A 20244-nucleotide genomic window follows, 5' to 3' on the forward strand; every position below is an offset into this window, starting at 1 on the left:
TTCACTCTCTCACTCAGTCCCTCTCAGGCTGCCTGGCATGAGCAGCCTCCTGCCTGTCTGACTGTATATATGTTGGCCTGGCTGCCTGCTGCGCCGCTTTGCGCTTCCGCTCCGCTTGCTTCCTCCTCTCCCGCAAGGCGCAATGCATGCTATGTTTGACCTGCTCTGGCGATCGGGAATCCGCTCTTACTCTTCTCCAGGCTCAGTCAGCTCCATCCACCCGCGGACCCACAGCCAGAGTATCCTTGCATGTCCGCCCGCTGGCCAGACATGCACATACAAGTAGGCTGGCTATTCCTTCCGGGGGAAGGATAGCCACCCCTGGCATCGCGCATACTCTTCACTCTCTTCCTCGCTCGCGAGCACCCTCTCAGCAATTCACCCAGTTAGGACTACGCCAGCGCTTAGCTCAGACTGCGGCAGGAGAGGATCACCACTTGTGTTTCTGCCGGCAGATTGCCTTGCGAGATCACAAGTTTGGGCTGGGGATTGATCGACTCCACGCCCATTTCGCGGCAAAAGGTTATAAGCGCTTCAGGCAGCGACTGCGAGCCGTCGGCTGCCAGAGGATAGTAATGCATGGGAATGACAATACGCGGCACCACCTGGCTGATCACCTCAGCCGCCTGCGAGGCGTTGAGGGTGTGCTTACCCCCAATAGGTACTAGCAGGACATCAGCATCAGCAACTTCCTCAAGCTGCTCTTCCTGCAGGGTGTGGCCTAGATCGCCAAGGTGGCAGACGACGATGCCATCTATGTGAATCACATAGATGGTATTGCGCCCACGTTCGCGCCCCCGCTGATTGTCATGATAGGAGGCGACACCAGTGATCAGCACGTCGCTGATCTCGTATTCGCCTGGCCCACGCACAATACGGGGATTCCCCTGTACCGCGCGGACATAGTTATGATTGGGATGATCGTGACTGATGGTGACAATCGAGGCGCTGACCTTACCCAGGCGCAGAGGCTCCTTCTGCTGCGGGGCGGCTTCCGTCTGGGGAGCGAACGGGTCCGTGATGAGCGTGACTTGTTTTCCTCGCAATTGAAAACAGGAGTGGCCGAGCCAGGAAATCTCCATTGCAAAATGTGAGGACACCCGCAGGTGTCCGCTCCCACTAAATTCAAGAAAGAGGGCAGCCGTCAGTCACGCGCTCATGCCTGGCAGACTCCCCTCGTGTTGCCTTACTGGTCGACTGTTCAGAATGGAAAACATAAGTTCGGGCGGGGACTGCTGTCCTCGCCCGGATTACATTGTACCACAGGGATAGGTCTTCTACAAGGGAACCATGCGCCAGCCAGGCTTTTTTTCCTTGTCTGGATGATAGCTTGCTTAGTTTGAGCAAGGACCCGACCGTTTCCGTGCTCTCTATCAGGCTGGCCCCCGGGCCACCCCTTCCAGCTCATGAGGCTGGTTTGCTTGACGGGAACGCCGCTGGCAGTTTATACTGCTGCGATAAGCGCGTTGCTCCGCTCACAGGCCGACGTCACCTTGAGGCCACAGGTGCGGACCAGCTCGGTTGACGGGTTGATCAAGGCCCTAGCAGGAGCGCCTGAGGTACGGTACGGTGCTGCGGGCCTGGCTGCGACGTGAAATGCTTGCCTGCTGAAGTAGGGATGAGATAATTGTATGCGCCTGGAGGAACATGTGGCCTTTTCAACGGCGGCGGCCCTGGTGGCACTGCCGTGGCTGAAAGATGAGGTCTGGCTGCCCTATGTGGCGAGTATTCTGATCGATGTCGATCATTATCTGGAGTTCGTGGCGGCTCGCCGGAGCTTGAGCCTGCGCGAGGCGCTACGTTATCTGCGTACTCCTCATCGTCAGCGTGGCCCATTGCCGAAGCCGCTGCATCAACCGTTGACGCTGGGCGCTCTGACAGCGCTGGCAGCACTGACCCGTCAGCGGTGGCTGTGGCTGCTGCTGGCTGGCATGGTGTTTCATGTGAGCCTGGATGCTTGTAATAACTATTTGGTGCGCCGCCTTCAGGGCCAGCTCCAGAGGGAGGCTGCTGGACGCTGCCCGCTCTGCGCTCGCGAGGTGATGCGGTTGGAGTTGCATGCACGCCGCCCGCTACGAACACTACTGGCCCGCTATCGGCGGGCCAATTATGTGGTGCTGTGCCCAGAGTGCCATCGCTTGCTCCACTTGCAGGGTTAGGCCGCGCTCGGTATCAGCATTGGGCATTTTTCTCGCCTGTCTCCGGGGCAGTGAGGCAGGGTGAGCGGGCCAGGATAGCATTGGGAATGAGGGGCGTGAATCTGGCCGGCCCGGCTGTTCTCTGCTGTCTCGACGGGACCAGGCTTCTGTGGTATAATCGCCGCGAAGGTTTGGCCGGAACATCTGGCCAGCGATGAAAGCGGATGAAAGCGAGGGTGGACCTTGAATACGTTGCAAGCCTGGGCCCCGGCTCTCCGGGTGATTCAGATTATTCTGTCAGTCGCCGTTATTCTCTTTATCTTGCTTCAGGCGCGCAGCGCTGGCCTGGGCAGTATCTTCGGCGGGTCAAGCGCCGGCTCCGTCTTTAAGACGCGCCGCGGAGTGGAACGCCTGATCTTTAATTTGACGATTGTGTTTGTGGCGCTCTTCGCACTGGTCTCGGTGATTATGATGTTGATTCCTGTCTAGGTGGGCTGCTTCGGCCAGGTTCAGGGGCGCCTGGGGAGGCTTCTCGCTATCATGCCGCGCTCTGTGAAGGCTACTCCGCGCCCCGCCCGCTTTTTGCTGTCAGTCTCTCCCCTCACTCGCTTAGTAAGCCCGTCCGCCGTCTCCAGCAGTTTCTTTCGGGCCATAGCCCTGGAATGACGTCTGGGTAGGGGCTGTCTGCGCACTTTCCATATCGGCTCGCCTCGTCCGGCTCTAGCTCTCCTCCTTTTTCTTCCCCTGTTGCTGTCTCTCCTTCCCCTCGCTTTCCTCTCTTGCCCATTATGGCTGTGTTTTTCCTGAACGATAGATAAGCATAAGTGGATTTATAGATGTAGAGCTATCCAGAGTCTCTGGAGTCTTCTTCAATACTATGAGCTTCTCAGACAGGTTGCTTCCTCGTAAGTACATTGACATCTTCCTTGTCCGCTCTTTACAATCATAGCAGGCAAGCAAGGAGGGGAAGAGCGAGCACTATGGAGCAACCGCTGAGTTTCTCGGCTGAGGCGGATCAAGGCAAAGGAGCCGGCGGCACGTCTGGCGAGGGTGAGCAGCGACTACCTCCGGAGGTACCGCGCGAGCTGGGCCATTATCGCCTGCTGCGCCTGTTAGGTAGAGGGGGGTTTGCCGAGGTCTACCTAGGCGAGCATCGCTATCTGGGGACCGAGGTGGCGATTAAGCTGCTGCGGACTGACCTGGCGCCCGAGATCGTCCGACGCTTTTGTGCAGAGGCCCGTATTGCGGCTCATTTGCGCCACCCTCACATTGTCAGCATCTTCGACTTTGTTCTGCTGGAGGAGAGCGGTACGGCCTTTTTAGTGATGGAGTATGCCCCTGGTGGGACGCTTCGCCAGCGCCATCCTCGGGGCAGTCGCTTGCATCCGGTAACCATTCTGCGGTATCTGCAGCAGATTGGGATAGCGCTGGATTATGCCCATCGTCAGCACTGCATTCATTGCGATATTAAGCCGGAGAACATGCTGATTGGGCGCGATGGATCGCTCTTGCTAAGCGACTTCGGCATTGCGGCCCTGGCCAGGCAGGGAGAGCCAGACTGGCAGCAAGCGGCAATCGCTGGGACGCTGGCCTATATGGCGCCAGAGCAGCTAGCTGGTCAGCCGCAGTTTGCCAGCGACCAGTATGCGCTAGGAGTGGTGGTCTATGAGTGGCTGTGCGGGGTCTGTCCGTTCCGCGGCTCGCCCGCAGAGGTGCTGGCTCAGCATGTTCATGCGCCCCCACCACCGTTACGTCAGCGTGTGCCGGGCCTGCCCCCGGCGCTGGTGGCCGTGGTAGAGCGAGCGCTGGCGAAACAGCCGGAGGCGCGCTTTGCGACGGTGCTGGAGTTTGTGCAAGCCTATGAGCGGGCCTTGGGTCAGGCGCTGCGCCCGCGCCCTCTGGCCTCGCCGCTCCAGGTCGTACGTCCGACGCGGCGGGCGCTGATGGTTGGGATCACCGGTCTGGCCGCCAGCGGCCTGCTCGGCGGTGGCTTGACCTGGCTGGCTCTCTCGCCTCAGCAGCGCGCCGGGCGTTCGACGCTGCCTGGCTGCCCGCCCCCACTGGGTCAGCCAACAGGGCACCCCTTCCAGGCCCCAGGGCAGTCAACGCCAGCCCTACCCGCTCCCCACGGCCAGCAAAATCAGAGCCATGACCCTTCCTCCTCTTCCTCTTCTTCATCATCAGATCTTGTCCAAGAACTATCTCCTGTTTTGCATCAGCCACTGTTGTAACCCATTTCTAATTGTCTTCCCTACCCTTCACCTTGACAGACAAGCTCCGCCTATGCTAGCATCCTAGCTATGATGGTTCTGTCTCTGTGTTTAGTCCTCAGTGTCGGCCTGCGCACGGCAGCACTGCGCAGCAACACTATTCGCCCTTCTCATATCGCGCATGCCTGTGCCGCATAGGCCTGGCGCAGCTTATGCGGCTCAAGAGAGGAGCAGCGCCATTACTGACAGGATGTGAGCAGGCCAGGTCTGGCCATGCTCAGGGTGGGTTTTTGGGCTTGCGCCGCAGCGAAAGGCTCTGACTCACCTTAGCGCCTTGCCTGTGTTGTCTCTCTAGCGGGCAAGCCACTCCGGCTGGCAGGGTTTGGTTTGCTGCTCTCGCTCTTCTCCTCTGATCCGCTCTCTCTTTGGCCTTCTGGCTGGCCTCTTCTGGCCCCGGCTATCAGCCCAGGGCTAGCAAGAGGAGGCGCCTTTGAGAGGGTCCTTTCTCGTCTTCGCCGTGTCCGGCCCTGACTGACCTGGTTCCTGCTTCGCAGCATGCTGCGTCAGGCCCTTCTTCTCTGCCCAAGCTCTTTTTAACTTTTCGTTAGCAGATGCAGATCTTCATGGAACATAGAAAGGAACAGGTTGCAGCATGGAGAAAGGCATGGAGGCTAAGGGAGAGGGGAGGTCGCCGTCAGGGTCACAGGCACCTGGTACCCGTCTGCGGCTACTGCTGGCTTATGCAGGCTATACGCTGGCGACGAATGCGACCTTGAGCAGCGCGGTCTGGATGATCTATCTGGCGCACCAGGGCTACAGTCCCGTGGTTATTGGTCTGCTGGAGATGACGCTGCATGTGACGAAGCTGTCTGCGGAGATCCCGACGGGGATCTATGCCGATTTGTTGGGCCGGCGCCGCAGCCTGACTGTCTACTGTTTCCTGTCAGCAGCGGCCATGCTGTGTCTGGCACTCTCGTTCTGGCCGTTGATAGTCCTGGCTTTTGTGCTCTGGGGGCTGGCCTTTGCTTTTCGCGGAGGAGCTGAGGAGGCACTACTTTGGGGGCTAGCACGACGGCTGGTTCATGATGAGCGTGAGCTGCCGGGCTACTATAGTCGTTTGATCAGCCGGGTCTATCTGCTGGTGCTGCTCGCGGAGGCGGCCAGTACGAGCGCTGGAGGAGTACTCGGCGAGGTGCAGGCGGTCCTGCCTTTCCTGGTGCAGGCGGCTCTCTCGCTGCTAGGGATCTTGCCCTTGCGGGTGTTGCCCGAGGAGCGCGGCGTCAGGCAGCGCCAGCCGCTGCGGCATTTGCTACAGGGACTGCAGGCTGTGCGCGGTGATGGCATGCTGGCCGGTCTGCTCTTGCTAGCAGGAGTGGTCGAGGGCTGTGGCCTGACCATCTATTACTACCATCAGCTCTATCTGGCTGGGCTGGGGTTGTCCCTGGCCCAGATCGGGCTGGTGATCGCCGCCAGCCAGGTGATTAGCTTTGTCTGCACTGCCCTGGCTCCCGTGTTGCTGATGCGCTTGGCTCGTGTCCGCCTGTTGCTGCTGCTGTCGAGCGCGCTGGCTGGTGGGCTGCTGTTAATGAGTCTACCGCTGGTCCCGCTCAGTCTGGTGGGCTTTCTGATTCTCTTCCAGGGAGCCTATGCCCTTTGGCAGCCAGTGGTAAGCACCTGGCTCAATGAGCGCAGTCCCGAGGCCCAGCGAGCGACGGTGCTGTCGCTGCAGACCGGCCTCTTTAGTGCGACAATGATGGTGCTCTTCCCTCTCTTCGGTCTCGGTGTAGGAGAGATCAGTTATCGCTTGCTCTACCGCCTGCTCGTGCTCGTAATGAGCGGCAGCGTACTGATCAGCAGTCTGGGACTGCTCTGGGTCCGCTGGCAGCGTGCCAGTCGGGAGTAAGGGAAAGAGGCGAAGCGCTTGCGATCAGGCCCGCAACGCGCTGCGATCAAGATCGTTCTTGTTGGGGAGAGAGCGCGGCCAGGGAGTTTCAGCCTCCTGAGCTAGGCCCTGGCCCGCCTGCTCCCTGTCCAGCCAGGAGGCGAACCTGATATTGGCGTCTTGCCTTTTTTTACGCACAACTCACAAATTGTTAGCTACTCGTCGCGCAGGGATCTTGTACGACAAGACGCTATCGAAACGTCGCCGCGCAAGAACTAGGCAGCAAGTACTTTCAGAGTCTTACGAGTACTTGACGAGCTTTCTTCTCTCTCCTACAATAAGTATGCTGGTAGATTGTGAGCCAGGGAGTCAGAGCCACCGGAAGGCAGATAGCAGTCAGGCATCGGTACCGGCACTCCGCGGGGAAGTTTGCCCAATCCAGGGCTTGCAAGCATAGGCAAGAGAACAGGCACGATGGTTGATCATTCGGGTAGACAACTCGATAACTATTTTCTCCTCCGCTTGCTTGGGCAGGGCAACTATGGCCAGGTCTACCTGGGCGAGCATATCCAGCGCAAGCACCTGGTAGCGGTCAAGGTGCTGCACACCGGTCTGAACTATGAAGCGCTGCGCCACCTGGTCAATGAGGCCCGCCTCTTTCGCTTGCGGCATCCGCATATTGTCGCGGTCCAGGACTTCGGCGTCGAGCAGGCGCTTGGGGTGCCTTTCATTGTGATGGACTACGCTCCCAATGGCACCCTACGCCAGCGCCATCCGCAGGGAACGCGCGTGCCGTTGGAGCTGGTGCTGCACTATGTACATCAGCTCGCCGATGCTCTGCAGTACGCCCACGATGAAAATGTGATCCACCGCGATCTGAAGCCGGAGAATATGCTCCTGGATCAGGAGGATCGCATTCTGCTGACCGATTTCGGGATCTCGGTGATTGTTCAAACTCCTCCCGGCCAGACTCCCTTAGAGCAGCAGAACGCTGGCATTGCTGGAACTCCCCATTATATGGCCCCAGAGCAGTTTATGGGTCGCACCAGTCGCGCTAGCGATCAGTACGCGCTGGCGGTGATCGTCTATGAGTGGCTTTGCGGCGACCCGCCCTTTGATGGAACCTTCTATGAGCTGTATGCTCAGCATTCTCAGGTTCCTCCCCCTTCGCTGCTGGAGCGCGTGCCCGAACTCTCTCCAGAGATTGAATATGTCATTATGCGTGCGCTTTCTAAGGACCCCAAAGGGCGCTTTGCCAGTGTGCGCGAGTTCGCTCAAGAGCTGGAGCGTGCCGCACGCTCGCTGCAGGTGCTCAATTATGTGCCCCGTATCCAGCCGCGTAGCCGTCAGGAGTGCTTCGATGATGGGGTGGCTTTTTATTTTCAGGGCCGCTATAAAGAGGCGGCTGAGGCCTTCTCGGAGGCTATCGCTCAGGACCCAACCTATGCCGATGCCTACGTGAATCGCGGCAGTTGCTATCTGCAGCTGCAGGAGATCGAGAAGGCGATCGCCGATTTCGATCGCGCTCTGGAGCTGAATCCTCAGCAGGCCATCGCTTATAACGGGCGTGGCTACGCCTATTGCGCTCTGGGTGATGAACGCCGCGCCCTCTCCGATTTCGATCGCGCTCTGGAACTTGATCCGACTTATCTGGAGGCTTACTTTAACCGTGGCCGCGCTTACCGCCGCTTGCAGGAATATGAGAAGGCCGTCGCTGACTATAGCCGCGTGCTACAGCTCGATCCTTCTAATGCCGATGCCTATAATAATCGCGGTAATGCCTACTGCTGTCTGGGCCATTTCGAGCAGGCTATCGCCGATTTTAGCCAGGCTATCCGCCTCAATCCAGAATATACTTTGGCCTATAATAACCGCGGCAATGCCTATGATGCGCTTGGTGAACACGAGCTTGCCCTTGCTGATCTAACGCGTGCCATTGAGCTGGATGCTCTCTATGCCAATGCTTATAATAATCGCGGAACAGTATATCGCAATATGCAAGAATATGAGCAGGCGTTAGAGGACTATCAACGCGCTCTTGAGATCCAGCCCGACTATGCCTTGGTCTACTACAATCGCGGTCTGACCTGCTATGAGATGCAGGACTATGAGCGGGCCATTCTCGATTTCGACCGTGCTCTGGAGCTTGATCCTAGCTATGTCGAGGCCTATATCCGACGCGGCATGGCCTACGATGCCTTGCAGGAGTACGAGAAGGCCATAGCTGATTTTAATCGTGCTGTGGAGCTGGCCCCCTGTCTGGCTCGGACTTATGTCTATCGCGGTCTGGCCTATGCTGGCCTGGGGAACTATCGGCGGGCTATTCTGGATTACGATCGGGCGTTGGAACTGCGGCCTGATGATGCCGAGGGCTACCGTCATCGGGGTGTGGCCTACTTCCGGCTGGGGGACTACCAACGGGCTATTCTGGATTACGATCGGGCACTGCAATTGGATCCGGGCAATCGCTTGGTGCGTGCGAGTCGCGAGGAGGCGCTCTATCGGCTGCGTCAGGAGCGGAGGCGCGAGGCTCGTTGAGCTTGTTCCGCCCCGGTGCCTGGTTCTGCCCTGTTCCCTTTGCGCTGTATTCTTTCTCTCCCTGGCACCCATGACCGCGGCAAGGCTCTCAGGTCCGACCTGCCTCCAGCTTTCTTCTCCTTTTCAGCTCCTTTGCTTTCGCGCCTCCCTCCTGATCATAGCCGGCTACTGGCTCAGTCCAGGATGGTTGCTAGCCGAGCGACGGGCCACTAAGCAGGTAGCTGTAGCCAGCAGGGCCGATCAAGGTCGCAGCGAGAGCAGCGCTGCTTAGCGACTCGTCGGGATCAAATGGATTGACGCTTTCCTCTCTGGATAAATGAATAGAATTTGCTAAAATTACCAGAAATCGAATAGCCAGGCTTGCGAAATCAGGAGTAGAACAGGGACGTATGACCAGTCTTCGGGCAGAGTTTAGCGATGGAGAGCCTCAAAAGCCAGAGCAAGGACCAGTATCCAAAGAGAGGCAGGAGGAGCAAGGACTTGCTCCCTCTCAGCTCTCACCTTCCACGGTCAGCAGGCCGACAGCCGGCTCTGGACAGTCCTCAGTAGAGGCCCGCCAGCAGGCGGAGAGCCAGTCACTAGAGATCGAGCTGCTCTTGAAACAGGCCCGGGAGCTGCGGGAAAGCGGCGCTTTGGAAATGGCAGGCTCTGGCCGATTTCACAACAGCCAGATGCCTGGACCCGCAGCGGGCCATTCCTCATCTTGGCCATGCCCACTTGCTCTTTAGTCATCCGCGGTGGAAGGAGGCCCAAGAGGCCGCGGAGCAAGCGATCCGGCTTGCTCCGTCCAATCCTAATGCTTACCGCACAGCAAGCGAGATCTATCGCTGGCTGGATCTCTATCAGGAAGCGATCGCCAGTCTAACCCAGGCCGTCCGGCTGCAGCCGGGACGGGCGAAAGACTACCGGCGGCGCGCCAGCCTCTATTTCTGGCAGGGCCGCTTTCGACTCGCCGCTGATCTGCAGCAGGCCCTCCGTCTGGATCTGCAAGCCTGGTCTCAGCGCCTGCAAGAAGCCGCCAGATTCTGGCAGGTGAAGAGAAGCAGCCAGGGTAACTGACTGGCTGAGTGGGTGAGTGCAATCCCTGTGTCTGCCGAGAATCCTGCTCGGTTGCTTGGCGCCGTTTGACGAAGCATGACTCGCGAGCAGCTAAGAGAGTGCATACAGGCTTTGTGCACGAGGCAATGAGGCAGAAAACGATGAGTCTCTTCTACAGGCGACAAGCCACCAGTTCAATGACGACGAGGAGGAGACATGCAAGGGCAGTCAAACGCGGAGCTGATCGCCCTGTACAGTCGAGCCATCGCCCTGCATCCCAACGATGCCGAGGCCTATTTGCGGCGCGGCGTTCTCCACTGCCAGCAGGGCGATCAGTTGCGGGGCCTGGCCGACTTCAACGAGGCGCTCCGCCTCAACGGGAGCGACAGCCTCACCTTTTATCGCCGCGCCCTGCTCTACCAGCAGCGGCACGAGCCTCAGCAAGCTTTGGCCGACCTGGAGATGGCTATTCGTCTGGAACCGTGTCTGTTTGAAGCGCATCTGCTGCGTGGGAAGCTGCTACTTCAGGAGGGCGATGCCCATAAGGCGCTCGCTAGCTTCGATGAGGCACTGCGCCTACAGCCACACCATGCCCTCACGCGCTGCCTGCGGGCTTTGGCTCGTTGGCATCTCGGCCAGAGCGAAGGGGCCTTGACCGAGCTGACCGAGGCCATACACCTCGTTCCCCAGGAGGCCAGCTTCTATGAGCTACGTAGCAGAATCTTTGCCGAGCGTGGTCAGCTTGCCGAGGCGCTCGCTGATCTCGATCAGGCCCTCCGTCTGGCTCCGCAGGAGCCGGGTTACTACTATAGTCGCGGCAACCTCTACCTTGCCCTGGGAGATCAGGAACGCGCTCTGAGTGACTATAGTGAGGCGCTCCGTCTCAATCCGTCCTATGCTGAAGGCTACAACAACCGCGGGGTGATTTTTCTTCAGCGCCAGGAAGTAGAAAAGGCTTTGGCCGATTTCAATGCTGCCTTACGCTTGAAACCAGACTATGCGGACGCCCTGACAAATCGGGCCCGCAGCTTGCTGCTGCTAGATGAGCGTGAGCAGGCCCTCAATGAGTTGAATAAGGCATTGACTCTGGAGCCATCCCATACCCAGGCCCGTTACCATCGTGGATGCTTGCTAGCGGAAGAAGGAGATTATCGCGGGGCTGTTACCGATTTGACGGTCGCCCTGCGCCGTCAGCCCAGATGGGCCGCCATCTATTTCTACCGCGGCACCTGCTACTACTGGCTGAACGAGCTTGAGCGGGCTTTGGCCGATCTGACAGATGCCATTCATTTCGCCTCGCAGCCCCAGGCGGTTTTCTATCTCCATCGTGGGAATACTTACCGGGCACTGGGTGAATACGCTGAGGCTCTGGCTGATTACGATCTGGCGGCTCGTCTCGCCCCCGAGATGGCAGAAATCTATTTTGCCCGAGCTAATCTCCACTTCAGCCAGGGTGACGCTGAGCAGGCCCTGAGTGATCTAGCACATTGCCTGAAACTACAGCCAGACTTTGGACCAGCTTATCTCCAACGGGCCGCAATCTATGCAGATCAAGAGCGGTATGCAGAGGCTGTGGCCGATCTGGAGCAGGCGCGGACCCTGGTTTCTCCCGAAGAGCAGAATCGCATTGAGTGGGAGCTAGCTCTCCTGCGCCAACGCCTGGCTCAGCAGCCGGAGAGCTGAGGAGCAAGCCCTCGAGTATCAGGATCACCAGGAGTGACCAACAGGAGGGAGATAAAGCGCGCTATTCCTTTCCTCATGCCATATGCCATCAGGAGAACCTGGCAGATCCCCGTTACCACGATACCGATGGCTACTAAGAGAAGCAATAAAAATATGAAAATCTATGTCCTGTATTAACAGATAGCAAGAGGAGGACAATGGTGCAACAGCCTTCCTCAGGCCAGGGAGCGTCAGATCAAGCGCAGCAGCCGTCCTCACTGGAGGAGCGGTTTGCGGCATTGACCCAGACCATTCAGGCCCATCCTATGGACGCCGCGGCTCGCCTGGAACGTGGTCGCCTCTATGCCGAACAGGGCCAACTGGTCGAGGCGCTGAACGACATGAGCGCGGCTATTCATCTCAATCCTGGCTACGCGGAAGCCTACTATAGCCGTGGTTTTCTCTATGCCCAATTACAGGACTGGCCACATGCCCTGGCTGATCTGAATGAGGCCATCCGTCTCAATCCCAGCCTGGTCGGAGCCTACCATAGCCGGGCCCTGGTCCTGATCAACCAGGGCAATCTGCAGCAGGCTCTGGCCGACCTCAATGAGGCCATCCACCTCGAGCCGACACGTGCCTCGGCCTACGTTCATCGCGGGATGCTTTCCCTGCAGTTGGGGAACCCACAGCAGGCGCTGGCCGATTTTTCCGAGGCTCTTCGTCTTAATCCCCAGGATCATGAGAGCTATGTGCGACGCGGCAACCTTTATCTACAGCAGGGCGATCTGCCTCGAGCTTTGGCCGACTTCTCTGAGGCCATTCGTCTCGTTCCCAATGACGCCAGTGCCTACCAGAGCCGCGCTCTGGTTCATGCCTATCAAGGCAATGTGCAGCAGGCTCTGAGCGACCTCAATGAGGCCATCCGTCTAGTACCAACGCCGGCCTCAGCCTATAGCAACCGTGGCGATCTCTACAAACGCCTAGGCGACTTTCAGCGGGCGCTGGCCGATTTCAACGAGGCGCTCCGCCTCGATCCAACCAACGCCGTCACCTTTACTAACCGCGGCGATGTCTACTTCCAGCTTGGCGACCTGCAGCGGGCCTTGGCCGATTTCAACGAGGCGCTCCGCCTCGAGCCGGGCTTTGCCCCAGCTTATGTTAATCGTGCAGAGGTGCGGCTGCGCCAGGGCGATCGGCAGGGCGCTCTGGCCGACCTCAATGAGGCCATCCGCCTGCGCCCAGACTACGCGCGCGCGCTCTTCTTGCGCGGACAGCTCGCCAGCGAGTCACAGGATTTTCGACAGGCGCTGGCCGACTTCTCTGAGGTGATTCGCTACTGGCCCGATTATGCACCAGCCTACTTGCATCGCGGTATGGTTCAGGGTCTGCTTGGCGACCTGAACGCCGCTCTGGCCGATGTGGAGCAGGCCCATCGGCTCAGGCCCGATGATCCTGAGATCAATCGCGCTCTGGCAATGGTGCGCGAGGCCAAGCGTCGTCAGCCACGCTAAGGGAATAGGCAACACATAGCGGGCAGCAGAGGCCAAAGGTTATCTTCCACCCTGCCCTGGCCACGGCTTCCACTTGCGCTGGCTCAGGGGTATTCTCTATACTACTACCTACGACAACCTCAGAGGGGCTTTCGCTCAGGCTGATAGTTTGCTGCCACATCCTGCCCTATAGCGGCAGACGGACAGAGGTCAAGCAATGCAGGAGCTGATAGGAGCAGAGATTAACGGCTATCGGCTGGTGCGTCTCCTCGGCAGGGGGAGCCTGGGCCAGGTCTACCTGGCCAGCAACGCCACGGGCAGCCAGGAAAAGGCGTCGTCAGCCCTGGTAGCTTGCAAGATCCTGAGCACCCTCACGCCGAGAGAGGAACAACTGCCTTCCTTGTTGGCAGCTCTACAGGAGCTGAGCACGCTCCAGCATGAGCACCTGCTGCCGTTGCTGGCCTATGGCTACGACCAGAACCACGGCCTGCCTTTCGTAGTCATGCCCTATGTAACCGCCGGCTCCCTGGGCGCGCGCTATCCGCGCGGCACACGCTTGCCCTTGCTTACGGTGGTCCGCTACGCTACAGAGCTGGCCTCAGCCCTGCAGGCCGCCCACGAGGCTGGCTGGCTCCATGCCAATCTGAAGCCGGAGAATGTGCTGCTCGGCGACAATGAGCAGCTCTTGCTGAGCGAGGTGGGGCTATGGTCACTAGTGCGACGCTTCTCAAGCAGGACTGCATCGATGTCAGCCGGCGCCAGTGGCGCCATACCGACCGGCTCCCCTTACCAGGCTCCTGAGCTGATGGCAGGTCAGCCAACGCTGGCCAGTGATCAGTATGCGCTGGCCGCGCTCTGCTACGAGTGGTTGGCCGGCGTGCCGCCTCTCGCCGCCTCGGAGAGCACGGGCACAGCGCCTCATGAGCGACTCCCCCATCTGCCAGAGCTGAGCGCCGCCGTCGAGGCTGCGCTTGCTCAAGCCTTGGCTCCTGACCCGGCCCAGCGCTTTCCTTCCGTTCAGGCCTTTGCAGAGGCCCTCAGCCGCGCCGCCGCCGCCCTTGAGGTGGCTGTCCCCCAGGAGCGTGAGCTTGTCGAGCTGTGGCTGCAGCAGGGCAACGAGCACTATCGCCACGGACGCTGGCAGGAGGCACTGACGGCATTCAATGAGGTGCTACGCCGCGATTCTCACAATGTCTATGCCTACAATCGGCGCGGACAGGTCTACTGCGAGCTGGGACGCTATCAAGAGGCGCTGGCCGACTTCAATGCCGCGATCCGCCTGGCCCCTAACGATCCGACGGCCTACCATCACCGCGGTTTTCTGGCGCTACAACAGGATCGCTTGGAAGAGGCCTTAGAGGATTATACGACGGTGCTGCGCCTCGAACCGGGACGAGCGGTGAGCTACAACAATCGCGGGCGCATCTATCTGGAGCTGGGCCGCCCTCGGGAAGCCCTGGCCGATCTCAATGAAGCCATTCGCCTCGATCCTCACTACGCCCCAGCCTATTTTAATCGCGGTAACGTCTACGAGGAGCTGGGAGAGAGAGAACGCGCAATCTCTGACTATACGGAAGCGCTCCGCCTTGATCCATCACATGCGCCAGCCTACTTCCATCGCGGCATACTCTATCAACAGCAGGGTGATCTCGAGCGGGCACTAGCCGACCTGGATGAAGCTCTGCGCCTCGATGCCACGGATGCCACCGCTTACCTGGTCCGCGGCGAAGTTCGTGCGGCACTGGAGCAGCTTGAGCAGGCCCGCGCCGATTTCGACAAGGCGATCGAGCTTGATCCCCAGAACCCTGAGGCCTATCTACAACGCGGCCTAGTGCTGCGGCGCCAGGGGGAGACAGCGCGGGCGCTGGCAGACCTGAGCGAGGCTGTGCGTCTGGCCCCCGCTGATCCCCTGGCCTATCGAGAGCGCGCCAGCCTTTATGAGGAGCAGGGCGATTTCGATCGAGCCCTGGCTGATCTGGAGGCGGCGATTCGTCTGGCTCCCGCTGAGGCTCTTAGCTACGCTCATCGCGGCAACCTGCACCGACAACGAGGAGAAATTGAGGAGGCGCTAGCCGACTTTGAGCAGGCGCTGCGTCTGGACCCTCATCTTGTCACAGCCTATCTTTATCGGGCGCTGCTCTACGCGGAACAAGGCGAGCTGGCAGCGGCCCTTGCCGATCTCACTGAGGCCATTCGCCTGGCCCCCGAGGTAGCCGAAGCCCACTACTACCGAGGCCTGCTCTATGCCGATTTGGGCGAGCTGCAGGCCGCGCTTGATGACCTGAGTGAGGCGATCCGCCGACGCCCTGAGGAGGCCGCCTTCTATCGGGAACGAGCACGCCTCTACGAATTGCAAGGAAGACCGCAGTATGCTTTAGCCGATTTGGAGCGTGCCAGGCGCTATGCTCCAGAGGACGAGGAGATCTGGCAGGCATGGCAACGGGTGCGCCAGCTCTTGCGCTCTGATCAGCGCTGAGGCTCCTGCCTGATTTTTATATGATACATGCCTCTATCGTTGAACCTATAAGGTTACTACTATAGCAGATGCCTTCCCGCCCGAGACGCTCAGCGACAGCGCATGAAAGGAGAAGCCAGATGCTCCCAGATCTCTCTGGTCAGCAGATCGATCACGACCATCTGCTGCGCCTTCTGGGTACTGGTTCCCTCGGTCAGGTTTACCTTGCCGAGGACCGGCGTCATTCTCCTCCCTTGCAGGTTGCTCTTAAGCTTCTTTCCGCCTTCCAGCTCGTCCCCGATGACCTGTATGCCTTCCTCAACGAGGCCCGCGCCTCTCTGCGCCTGCGCCATCCGCATATTGTTCCTCTGCTCGATCTTGGCTTTGATCCTCAGCGCTTCCTTCCCTCCCTCGTCATGACCTGCGCTCCTGGCAGCACGCTGCGCCAGCACTATCCTCGGGGCGCCCGTCTCCCGCTAGCCACTGTTCTTGACTATGTCGCGCAGCTCTCCTCGGCCCTTCACTCAGCCCATAACGCTGGCATGATCCACCGCGACCTTAAACCCGACAATGTTCTGCTCAATGGTGAGGGCCGCCTTCTGCTCAGCAACTTTGGCATCGCCCATCACACCAGCACCTTCGCCACTTCTTTTCGAAGTAACACCGCTCTCCAGGGCACCCCGGTCTATATGGGACCGGAGCAGCTCCAGGGTTAGCCCCGACGGGCCAGCGATCAGTATGCCCTTGCCATCATGGTCTATGAGTGGCTCTGTGGGTCCCCGCCTTTCCTTGGCACCTTTATGGAGCTGGCAGGTCAGCATCTGCAAGTACCTCCCCCCCTCCACAAGCAGGTGCCTGAGATCCCTCCTGCCTTCGAGCAGGTTCTACTGCGCGCTCTGGCCAAACAGCCAGCTATGCGTTTTCCTTCGGTCCAGGATTTTGCTGCAGCACTTCGGCAGGCAGCGTCACCGGCTTTGGCGACGAAAACGCTTCCTTCACTGACGACCAGCGAGCCTCATCTTGTTGCCTGGCCAGCTTCAGCCTTCTCAGTCGGTCGCCGCTCTCTTGCGCCAGGGCCAGGCCTATCTTGATCAACAGCGTTCTGATGAGGCCCTCGCTTGCTTCAATCACGCCATCCGCCTTGAGCCCAACTCGGTCGCCGCCTACGTTAAGCGCGGCGTCCTTTACCAGCAACGAGGTCAGCTCAATCGGGCCCTCGCCGATTTCAATAGGGCTATTCGTCTGGCCCCTACTTTTGCCCTGGCCTATTACAGCCGCGGTATGCTCTATACCAGACAAGGCCACTTCTATCTTGCTCTCGCTGACTTCGACGAGGCGCTCCGCCTCCATCCTTCCTTTGCCGCGGCCTATAATAATCGAGGTCTCCTCTACCTGCAACAGGGCCAGCTCACTAGTGCCCTCGCTGATTTGGAACAGGCTCAGTACCTGCAGCCCGCCAATCAGGCCATTGCCAAGATTCTGTAAGAGGTTAGACAGGCCCTGCAACGCCGCCACTATCCCGAGCAGTAGGCTTGCCGCCCACTCAGTGAGCGGCAGTCAGCCTGGCCTTGTCTCAGCAGGAAGACAATGTTATACTGTTATCTACGGGTGTTCTTCCCTTTGAACGACTGAGACTCTGGAAGCGCCGGACCGCTTTCCACATGTCGTCAGCAATGCTCTCATGCTGCCAACGCGAGCCGGTCGATCGCCAGAGCAGTATAGCGCAAGAGAAGCATGGAGAAACCACAAGAGTCGGCGCCCTCAGCGTCGTTCTCAACTTCACCGCGCACACAACAACAGCAGAAGCAGATTACCCGGCTGTGCCCTCGTTATGAGCACGCGATGCAGATCCTTGGCAAGCGCTGGACTGGCCTGCTGATCGCTTCGCTGCTGGAAGGCCCGCGTCGCTTCAGCGAGCTGACTGCCACCGTCGGCGGCCTCTCGGATCGTGTGCTCTCTGACCGCTTGCGCGAGCTGGAGCAGGAGGGCCTCGTAGAGCGCGTGGTCTACCCACAGATCCCGGTGCGCGTAGAATACCAACTGACGGAGAAGGGCCGGGCACTAAAACCGGTAATCGAGGCGATTCACGCCTGGGCCGAGCGCTGGATCGAGCTGCCCTATGCCCCATCTTCGTGTCCGCCCGCCGCCACGGAGATGACGACCAACTCCGCCTGTGCCGAGGGAGAGGGAGGCGATCGCCAGTTTTGATCTGGTGCGCGTCGCTCGCCGCAGGCCTGGCAGGTAGATTGACCTTGCTCTCTCCTTCCTGCTATACTCGTCTTCGCCTAGGTAAACAAGTGCAGTCTGGCCTGTGCCTTACTCGCGCTGCGCTTGCTTGCTGCTCCTCCTATCTTATCCAGTCTCAGCAAGGAGAACTGCGCGCATGGAAAATTTATGGGCTCCCTGGCGCATGGCCTATATTACGCCCAAGGACGAGCAGGCGAAATCCGACGAGTGCATTTTCTGCAGTAAGCCCGCCGCCCAAGACGATGCCCGCAATCACATCGTCTATCGCGGCGAGCGCTGCTTTATGATGCTCAATCTCTATCCCTACAACAATGGTCATCTGATGATCGCCCCTTATCGCCACGTGCCCAGCATCACGGAGCTGGAAGCGGAGACGCTTGGGGACTTGATGGCTCAGGCACAGTTAGCCTTGCGTGCGCTGCGCAAGCTGATGGCGCCCGATGGCTTTAATTTGGGGATCAATGAGGGAAAGGTGGCAGGTGCCGGCTTTGCTGGTCACGTCCATCTGCACATAGTGCCGCGCTGGCTCGGCGATACGAATTTTATGCCGGTGATCGCCGATGTGAAGGTCATTCCTGAGCATCTCGACAATGTCTATCGTCAGCTCAAGGAGACATTGGCTACGCTCACGGGGGCGTGAACCAGAACCCAAGGCGCTCGATCGGCTTGCGACGCTGTCCTCTGGCGCCGCAGCGATCGAGCAGGCCCCGGCCCGCCAGCTCACCGCCGAGCTCATCCGCCGGAGACAGCTCGCAACCAGGCCGTCTACGACTTCTTCGCCCTCGACGAAGCCGAACGCACCCTGATCGGCGAGGAAACCGCCTACCGCTACGGCGAGTGGTGAGAAAAGCTACTCAGATGACCAGGCAGTCTTCAAGCATCTTGTTTCTCGCGAGTGTTACCGTTGCTTTTTTCCTTCGGGCCTCTGCTGCGACGGCTGCGCGGTTGCCAAATTTGCCGCTGTGTCTCAATGTAGTGATCAAGGTCTTTCTTCGTAAAGCGATACTCTTGGGCGCCTACAGGCACCACAGGAATAAGGCCCTTCTTTACCCAGTCGCGGATGGTGCGCACACTTACACGCATGTAATCGGCAGCCTCTTTTGCAGTCATTAACCCTTCGCACATGTGTGTGACCCTCTATCTCTTGAGACAGTAAGAATGCGGGCTGAGAAAGTCCCTCGTATCCACGGGTGATTTTACAGGCAATGCAGAGAGTCTCTCATCATGACAGGCAGACAGCGTATGTTCCGCAATAGTACAGGGAACCCTCAGCTCAAGCCCCAGGGTAGGGGTATTTTCTCCCTTATCTCATCCCTTCTCATAGCTGGCTAAGGCCCTGTTCGTCCCTTAATGGACCCCGTGACTACATGCACGGACATGCATTATCATTCCGCTCTCTGCACTCTTGTGCATTCTTCATATCTCACTAAGTATAGGCCACGAAGCCGCTTTATAACAAGCGTTACCGTTTGCTTGTCTATTCCTTTCTAATCACTTCTCTTCGTTCCTAGTTATCTCTAAGCATTGCAAAAAATCTCAAAGATGTTCTATACTAAGAGCTGGAACTGGAAACAGTGAGCAGCCCGCAAGGGCCAGTGAGTGACAGGTGAGGCGAGGCAGGGCGAGGCGAAGCAAGCCAGGCCAGGCCAAGTCGAGAGAAGAAGAGAAAGGAGAAGCTATAGAGATGGGAAGTGAAGTCGCGGAGCTGCGCAAGCGGCTGGAAGAGGAGTACATCGCCGGGCGGCGGGCGCTCTACGCCCCAGCGAGCGGCTGGTCGAAGCATGCCTTTATTGAGGCGCGGATGCGCAACATGGAGCGTTGTCACGAGCGGCTCTGCGAACTGGTGGGGCCGGAGCAGGCGCTGAAGCTGGTCTTTGAGGTTTTTGAGCGTGGCGAGAGTCTGCTACCGGAGCGGGTGGCAAGCCAGGGCCAGGGCGCGGCATCGGGGGAGGCGATGTCGGTGGCAGAGGTAGCTCTGTCCGAGACGGAGGCCGGTCTGCTGGAGCGGGAGCAGGCTGGTGTCGGGTTGGCGGTGAGCGACGGCCCCGTGGAGATACGGAGCCGCTGCCGGTGCTGCAGGAGGGCGGTGCTGCTGGCGAGGACGAGCCGGAGGGGCCGAAGACGCTCTGGCTGCTGGTCAGCAGTGCTGGAGCCACTTCGGACCTGCTCTATCTCTTCTATGCCGCCGATGAAGAAGAGGCGCAGGCTCTGGCCCAGGAGTGGTTACGCCAGTTAGCTCCATGGGTCAAATTGCGGGCCTTGCTGCCGCTCTCCACGGGCCTGACCCTTGTTCATGGCCACTATCGCGGCCTCCTCCATGTCCGTCCCGATGGCAGCCTGGTTGAGGGACAGTATTGCTTAGCGGCGGAGAGCACAGGCAGTCAGGAGGGCGAGCCAGAGGGTCGGCGGGTGGCCAGCTCCTAGCAGATTGTTCATTCCTTTCCTGTTCGGTTCCGCGGGTAATCTCGTCCCTGGACCTCTCTATCCCCTGGACAGAGGGCGAGGGAGGCTTCTCCCCTCGCCCCTTTTCCCTTTCCCTCTTCCTCTTTCTCACTGCCCCCAAAACGCGCGTTGCTCTATA

The 20244-nt window shown here is 59.3% G+C and carries 16 protein-coding genes; 14 read left to right on the forward strand and 2 right to left on the reverse strand.

Translation table 11 applies throughout. The features are described from left to right. Nucleotides 1–404: 404 nt before the first annotated feature. Nucleotides 405–1100 carry an MBL fold metallo-hydrolase gene (locus tag IRZ24_RS05180; RefSeq protein WP_297160890.1) on the reverse strand — a complete coding sequence of 232 codons (696 nt, stop codon included), beginning with the start codon at nt 1098–1100 and terminating at the stop codon, nt 405–407. 531 nt (nt 1101–1631) lie between these two features. On the opposite strand from IRZ24_RS05180, the gene IRZ24_RS05185 reads away from it, so the two are divergent. The 13 genes from IRZ24_RS05185 (at nt 1632) to IRZ24_RS05245 (ending at nt 18303) form a co-directional block, all read left to right on the forward strand. Beyond that, nucleotides 1632–2159, forward strand: a complete 528-nt coding sequence (locus tag IRZ24_RS05185; protein WP_297160891.1) for a hypothetical protein — start codon at nt 1632–1634, stop codon at nt 2157–2159. A 222-nt stretch (nt 2160–2381) separates the two neighbouring features. After that, on the forward strand, nt 2382–2627 hold the full coding sequence (gene secG, locus IRZ24_RS05190; protein WP_297160892.1) for a preprotein translocase subunit SecG: 246 nt from the start codon (nt 2382–2384) through the stop codon (nt 2625–2627). Between the two features lie 491 nt (nt 2628–3118). Next, entirely contained in the window at nt 3119–4369 is a 1251-nt protein-coding gene (locus IRZ24_RS05195) for a serine/threonine-protein kinase (RefSeq protein ID WP_297160893.1), read from the forward strand. 631 nt (nt 4370–5000) lie between these two features. Continuing rightward, complete coding sequence (locus tag IRZ24_RS05200; RefSeq protein ID WP_297160894.1) at nt 5001–6251, forward strand: MFS transporter; 1251 nt, start codon at nt 5001–5003, stop codon at nt 6249–6251. A 453-nt stretch (nt 6252–6704) separates the two neighbouring features. Further along, on the forward strand, nt 6705–8768 hold the full coding sequence (locus IRZ24_RS05205; RefSeq protein WP_297160895.1) for a serine/threonine-protein kinase: 2064 nt from the start codon (nt 6705–6707) through the stop codon (nt 8766–8768). Between the two features lie 717 nt (nt 8769–9485). Beyond that, on the forward strand, nt 9486–9827 hold the full coding sequence (locus IRZ24_RS05210) for a hypothetical protein (RefSeq protein WP_297160896.1): 342 nt from the start codon (nt 9486–9488) through the stop codon (nt 9825–9827). 195 nt (nt 9828–10022) lie between these two features. Further along, a complete protein-coding gene (locus IRZ24_RS05215; RefSeq protein WP_297160897.1) occupies nt 10023–11489 on the forward strand; it encodes a tetratricopeptide repeat protein in 1467 nt (488 codons plus the stop codon). Between the two features lie 197 nt (nt 11490–11686). Then, the gene (locus IRZ24_RS05220; protein WP_297160898.1) at nt 11687–12982 is read left to right on the forward strand and encodes a tetratricopeptide repeat protein; all 1296 of its coding nucleotides are present in this window, start codon (nt 11687–11689) and stop codon (nt 12980–12982) included. Nucleotides 12983–13178: 196 nt separating this feature from the next. Continuing rightward, the gene (locus tag IRZ24_RS05225) at nt 13179–15437 is read left to right on the forward strand and encodes a serine/threonine-protein kinase (protein ID WP_297160899.1); all 2259 of its coding nucleotides are present in this window, start codon (nt 13179–13181) and stop codon (nt 15435–15437) included. A gap of 119 nt (nt 15438–15556) precedes the next feature. Continuing rightward, entirely contained in the window at nt 15557–16132 is a 576-nt protein-coding gene (locus IRZ24_RS05230; protein WP_297160900.1) for a serine/threonine-protein kinase, read from the forward strand. A 304-nt stretch (nt 16133–16436) separates the two neighbouring features. Then, complete coding sequence (locus IRZ24_RS05235) at nt 16437–16901, forward strand: tetratricopeptide repeat protein (protein WP_297160901.1); 465 nt, start codon at nt 16437–16439, stop codon at nt 16899–16901. Between the two features lie 249 nt (nt 16902–17150). Beyond that, nucleotides 17151–17624 carry a helix-turn-helix domain-containing protein gene (locus IRZ24_RS05240; RefSeq protein ID WP_297160902.1) on the forward strand — a complete coding sequence of 158 codons (474 nt, stop codon included), beginning with the start codon at nt 17151–17153 and terminating at the stop codon, nt 17622–17624. Nucleotides 17625–17799: 175 nt separating this feature from the next. Beyond that, nucleotides 17800–18303: an HIT domain-containing protein gene (locus tag IRZ24_RS05245; RefSeq protein ID WP_297160903.1), complete on the forward strand. Its 504-nt coding sequence runs from the start codon at nt 17800–17802 to the stop codon at nt 18301–18303. A gap of 233 nt (nt 18304–18536) precedes the next feature. Here the strand turns inward: IRZ24_RS05245 and IRZ24_RS05250 are convergent, their stop codons facing one another. Beyond that, nucleotides 18537–18788: a helix-turn-helix domain-containing protein gene (locus IRZ24_RS05250; protein WP_297160904.1), complete on the reverse strand. Its 252-nt coding sequence runs from the start codon at nt 18786–18788 to the stop codon at nt 18537–18539. Nucleotides 18789–19733: 945 nt separating this feature from the next. Here IRZ24_RS05250 and IRZ24_RS05255 point away from each other — a divergent pair. Then, on the forward strand, nt 19734–20087 hold the full coding sequence (locus IRZ24_RS05255; protein ID WP_297160905.1) for a hypothetical protein: 354 nt from the start codon (nt 19734–19736) through the stop codon (nt 20085–20087). The last annotated feature ends 157 nt before the right edge of the window (nt 20088–20244 follow it).

The sequence above is a fragment of the Thermogemmatispora sp. genome (assembly GCF_019683755.1).
GTDB lineage: Bacteria > Chloroflexota > Ktedonobacteria > Ktedonobacterales > Ktedonobacteraceae > Thermogemmatispora.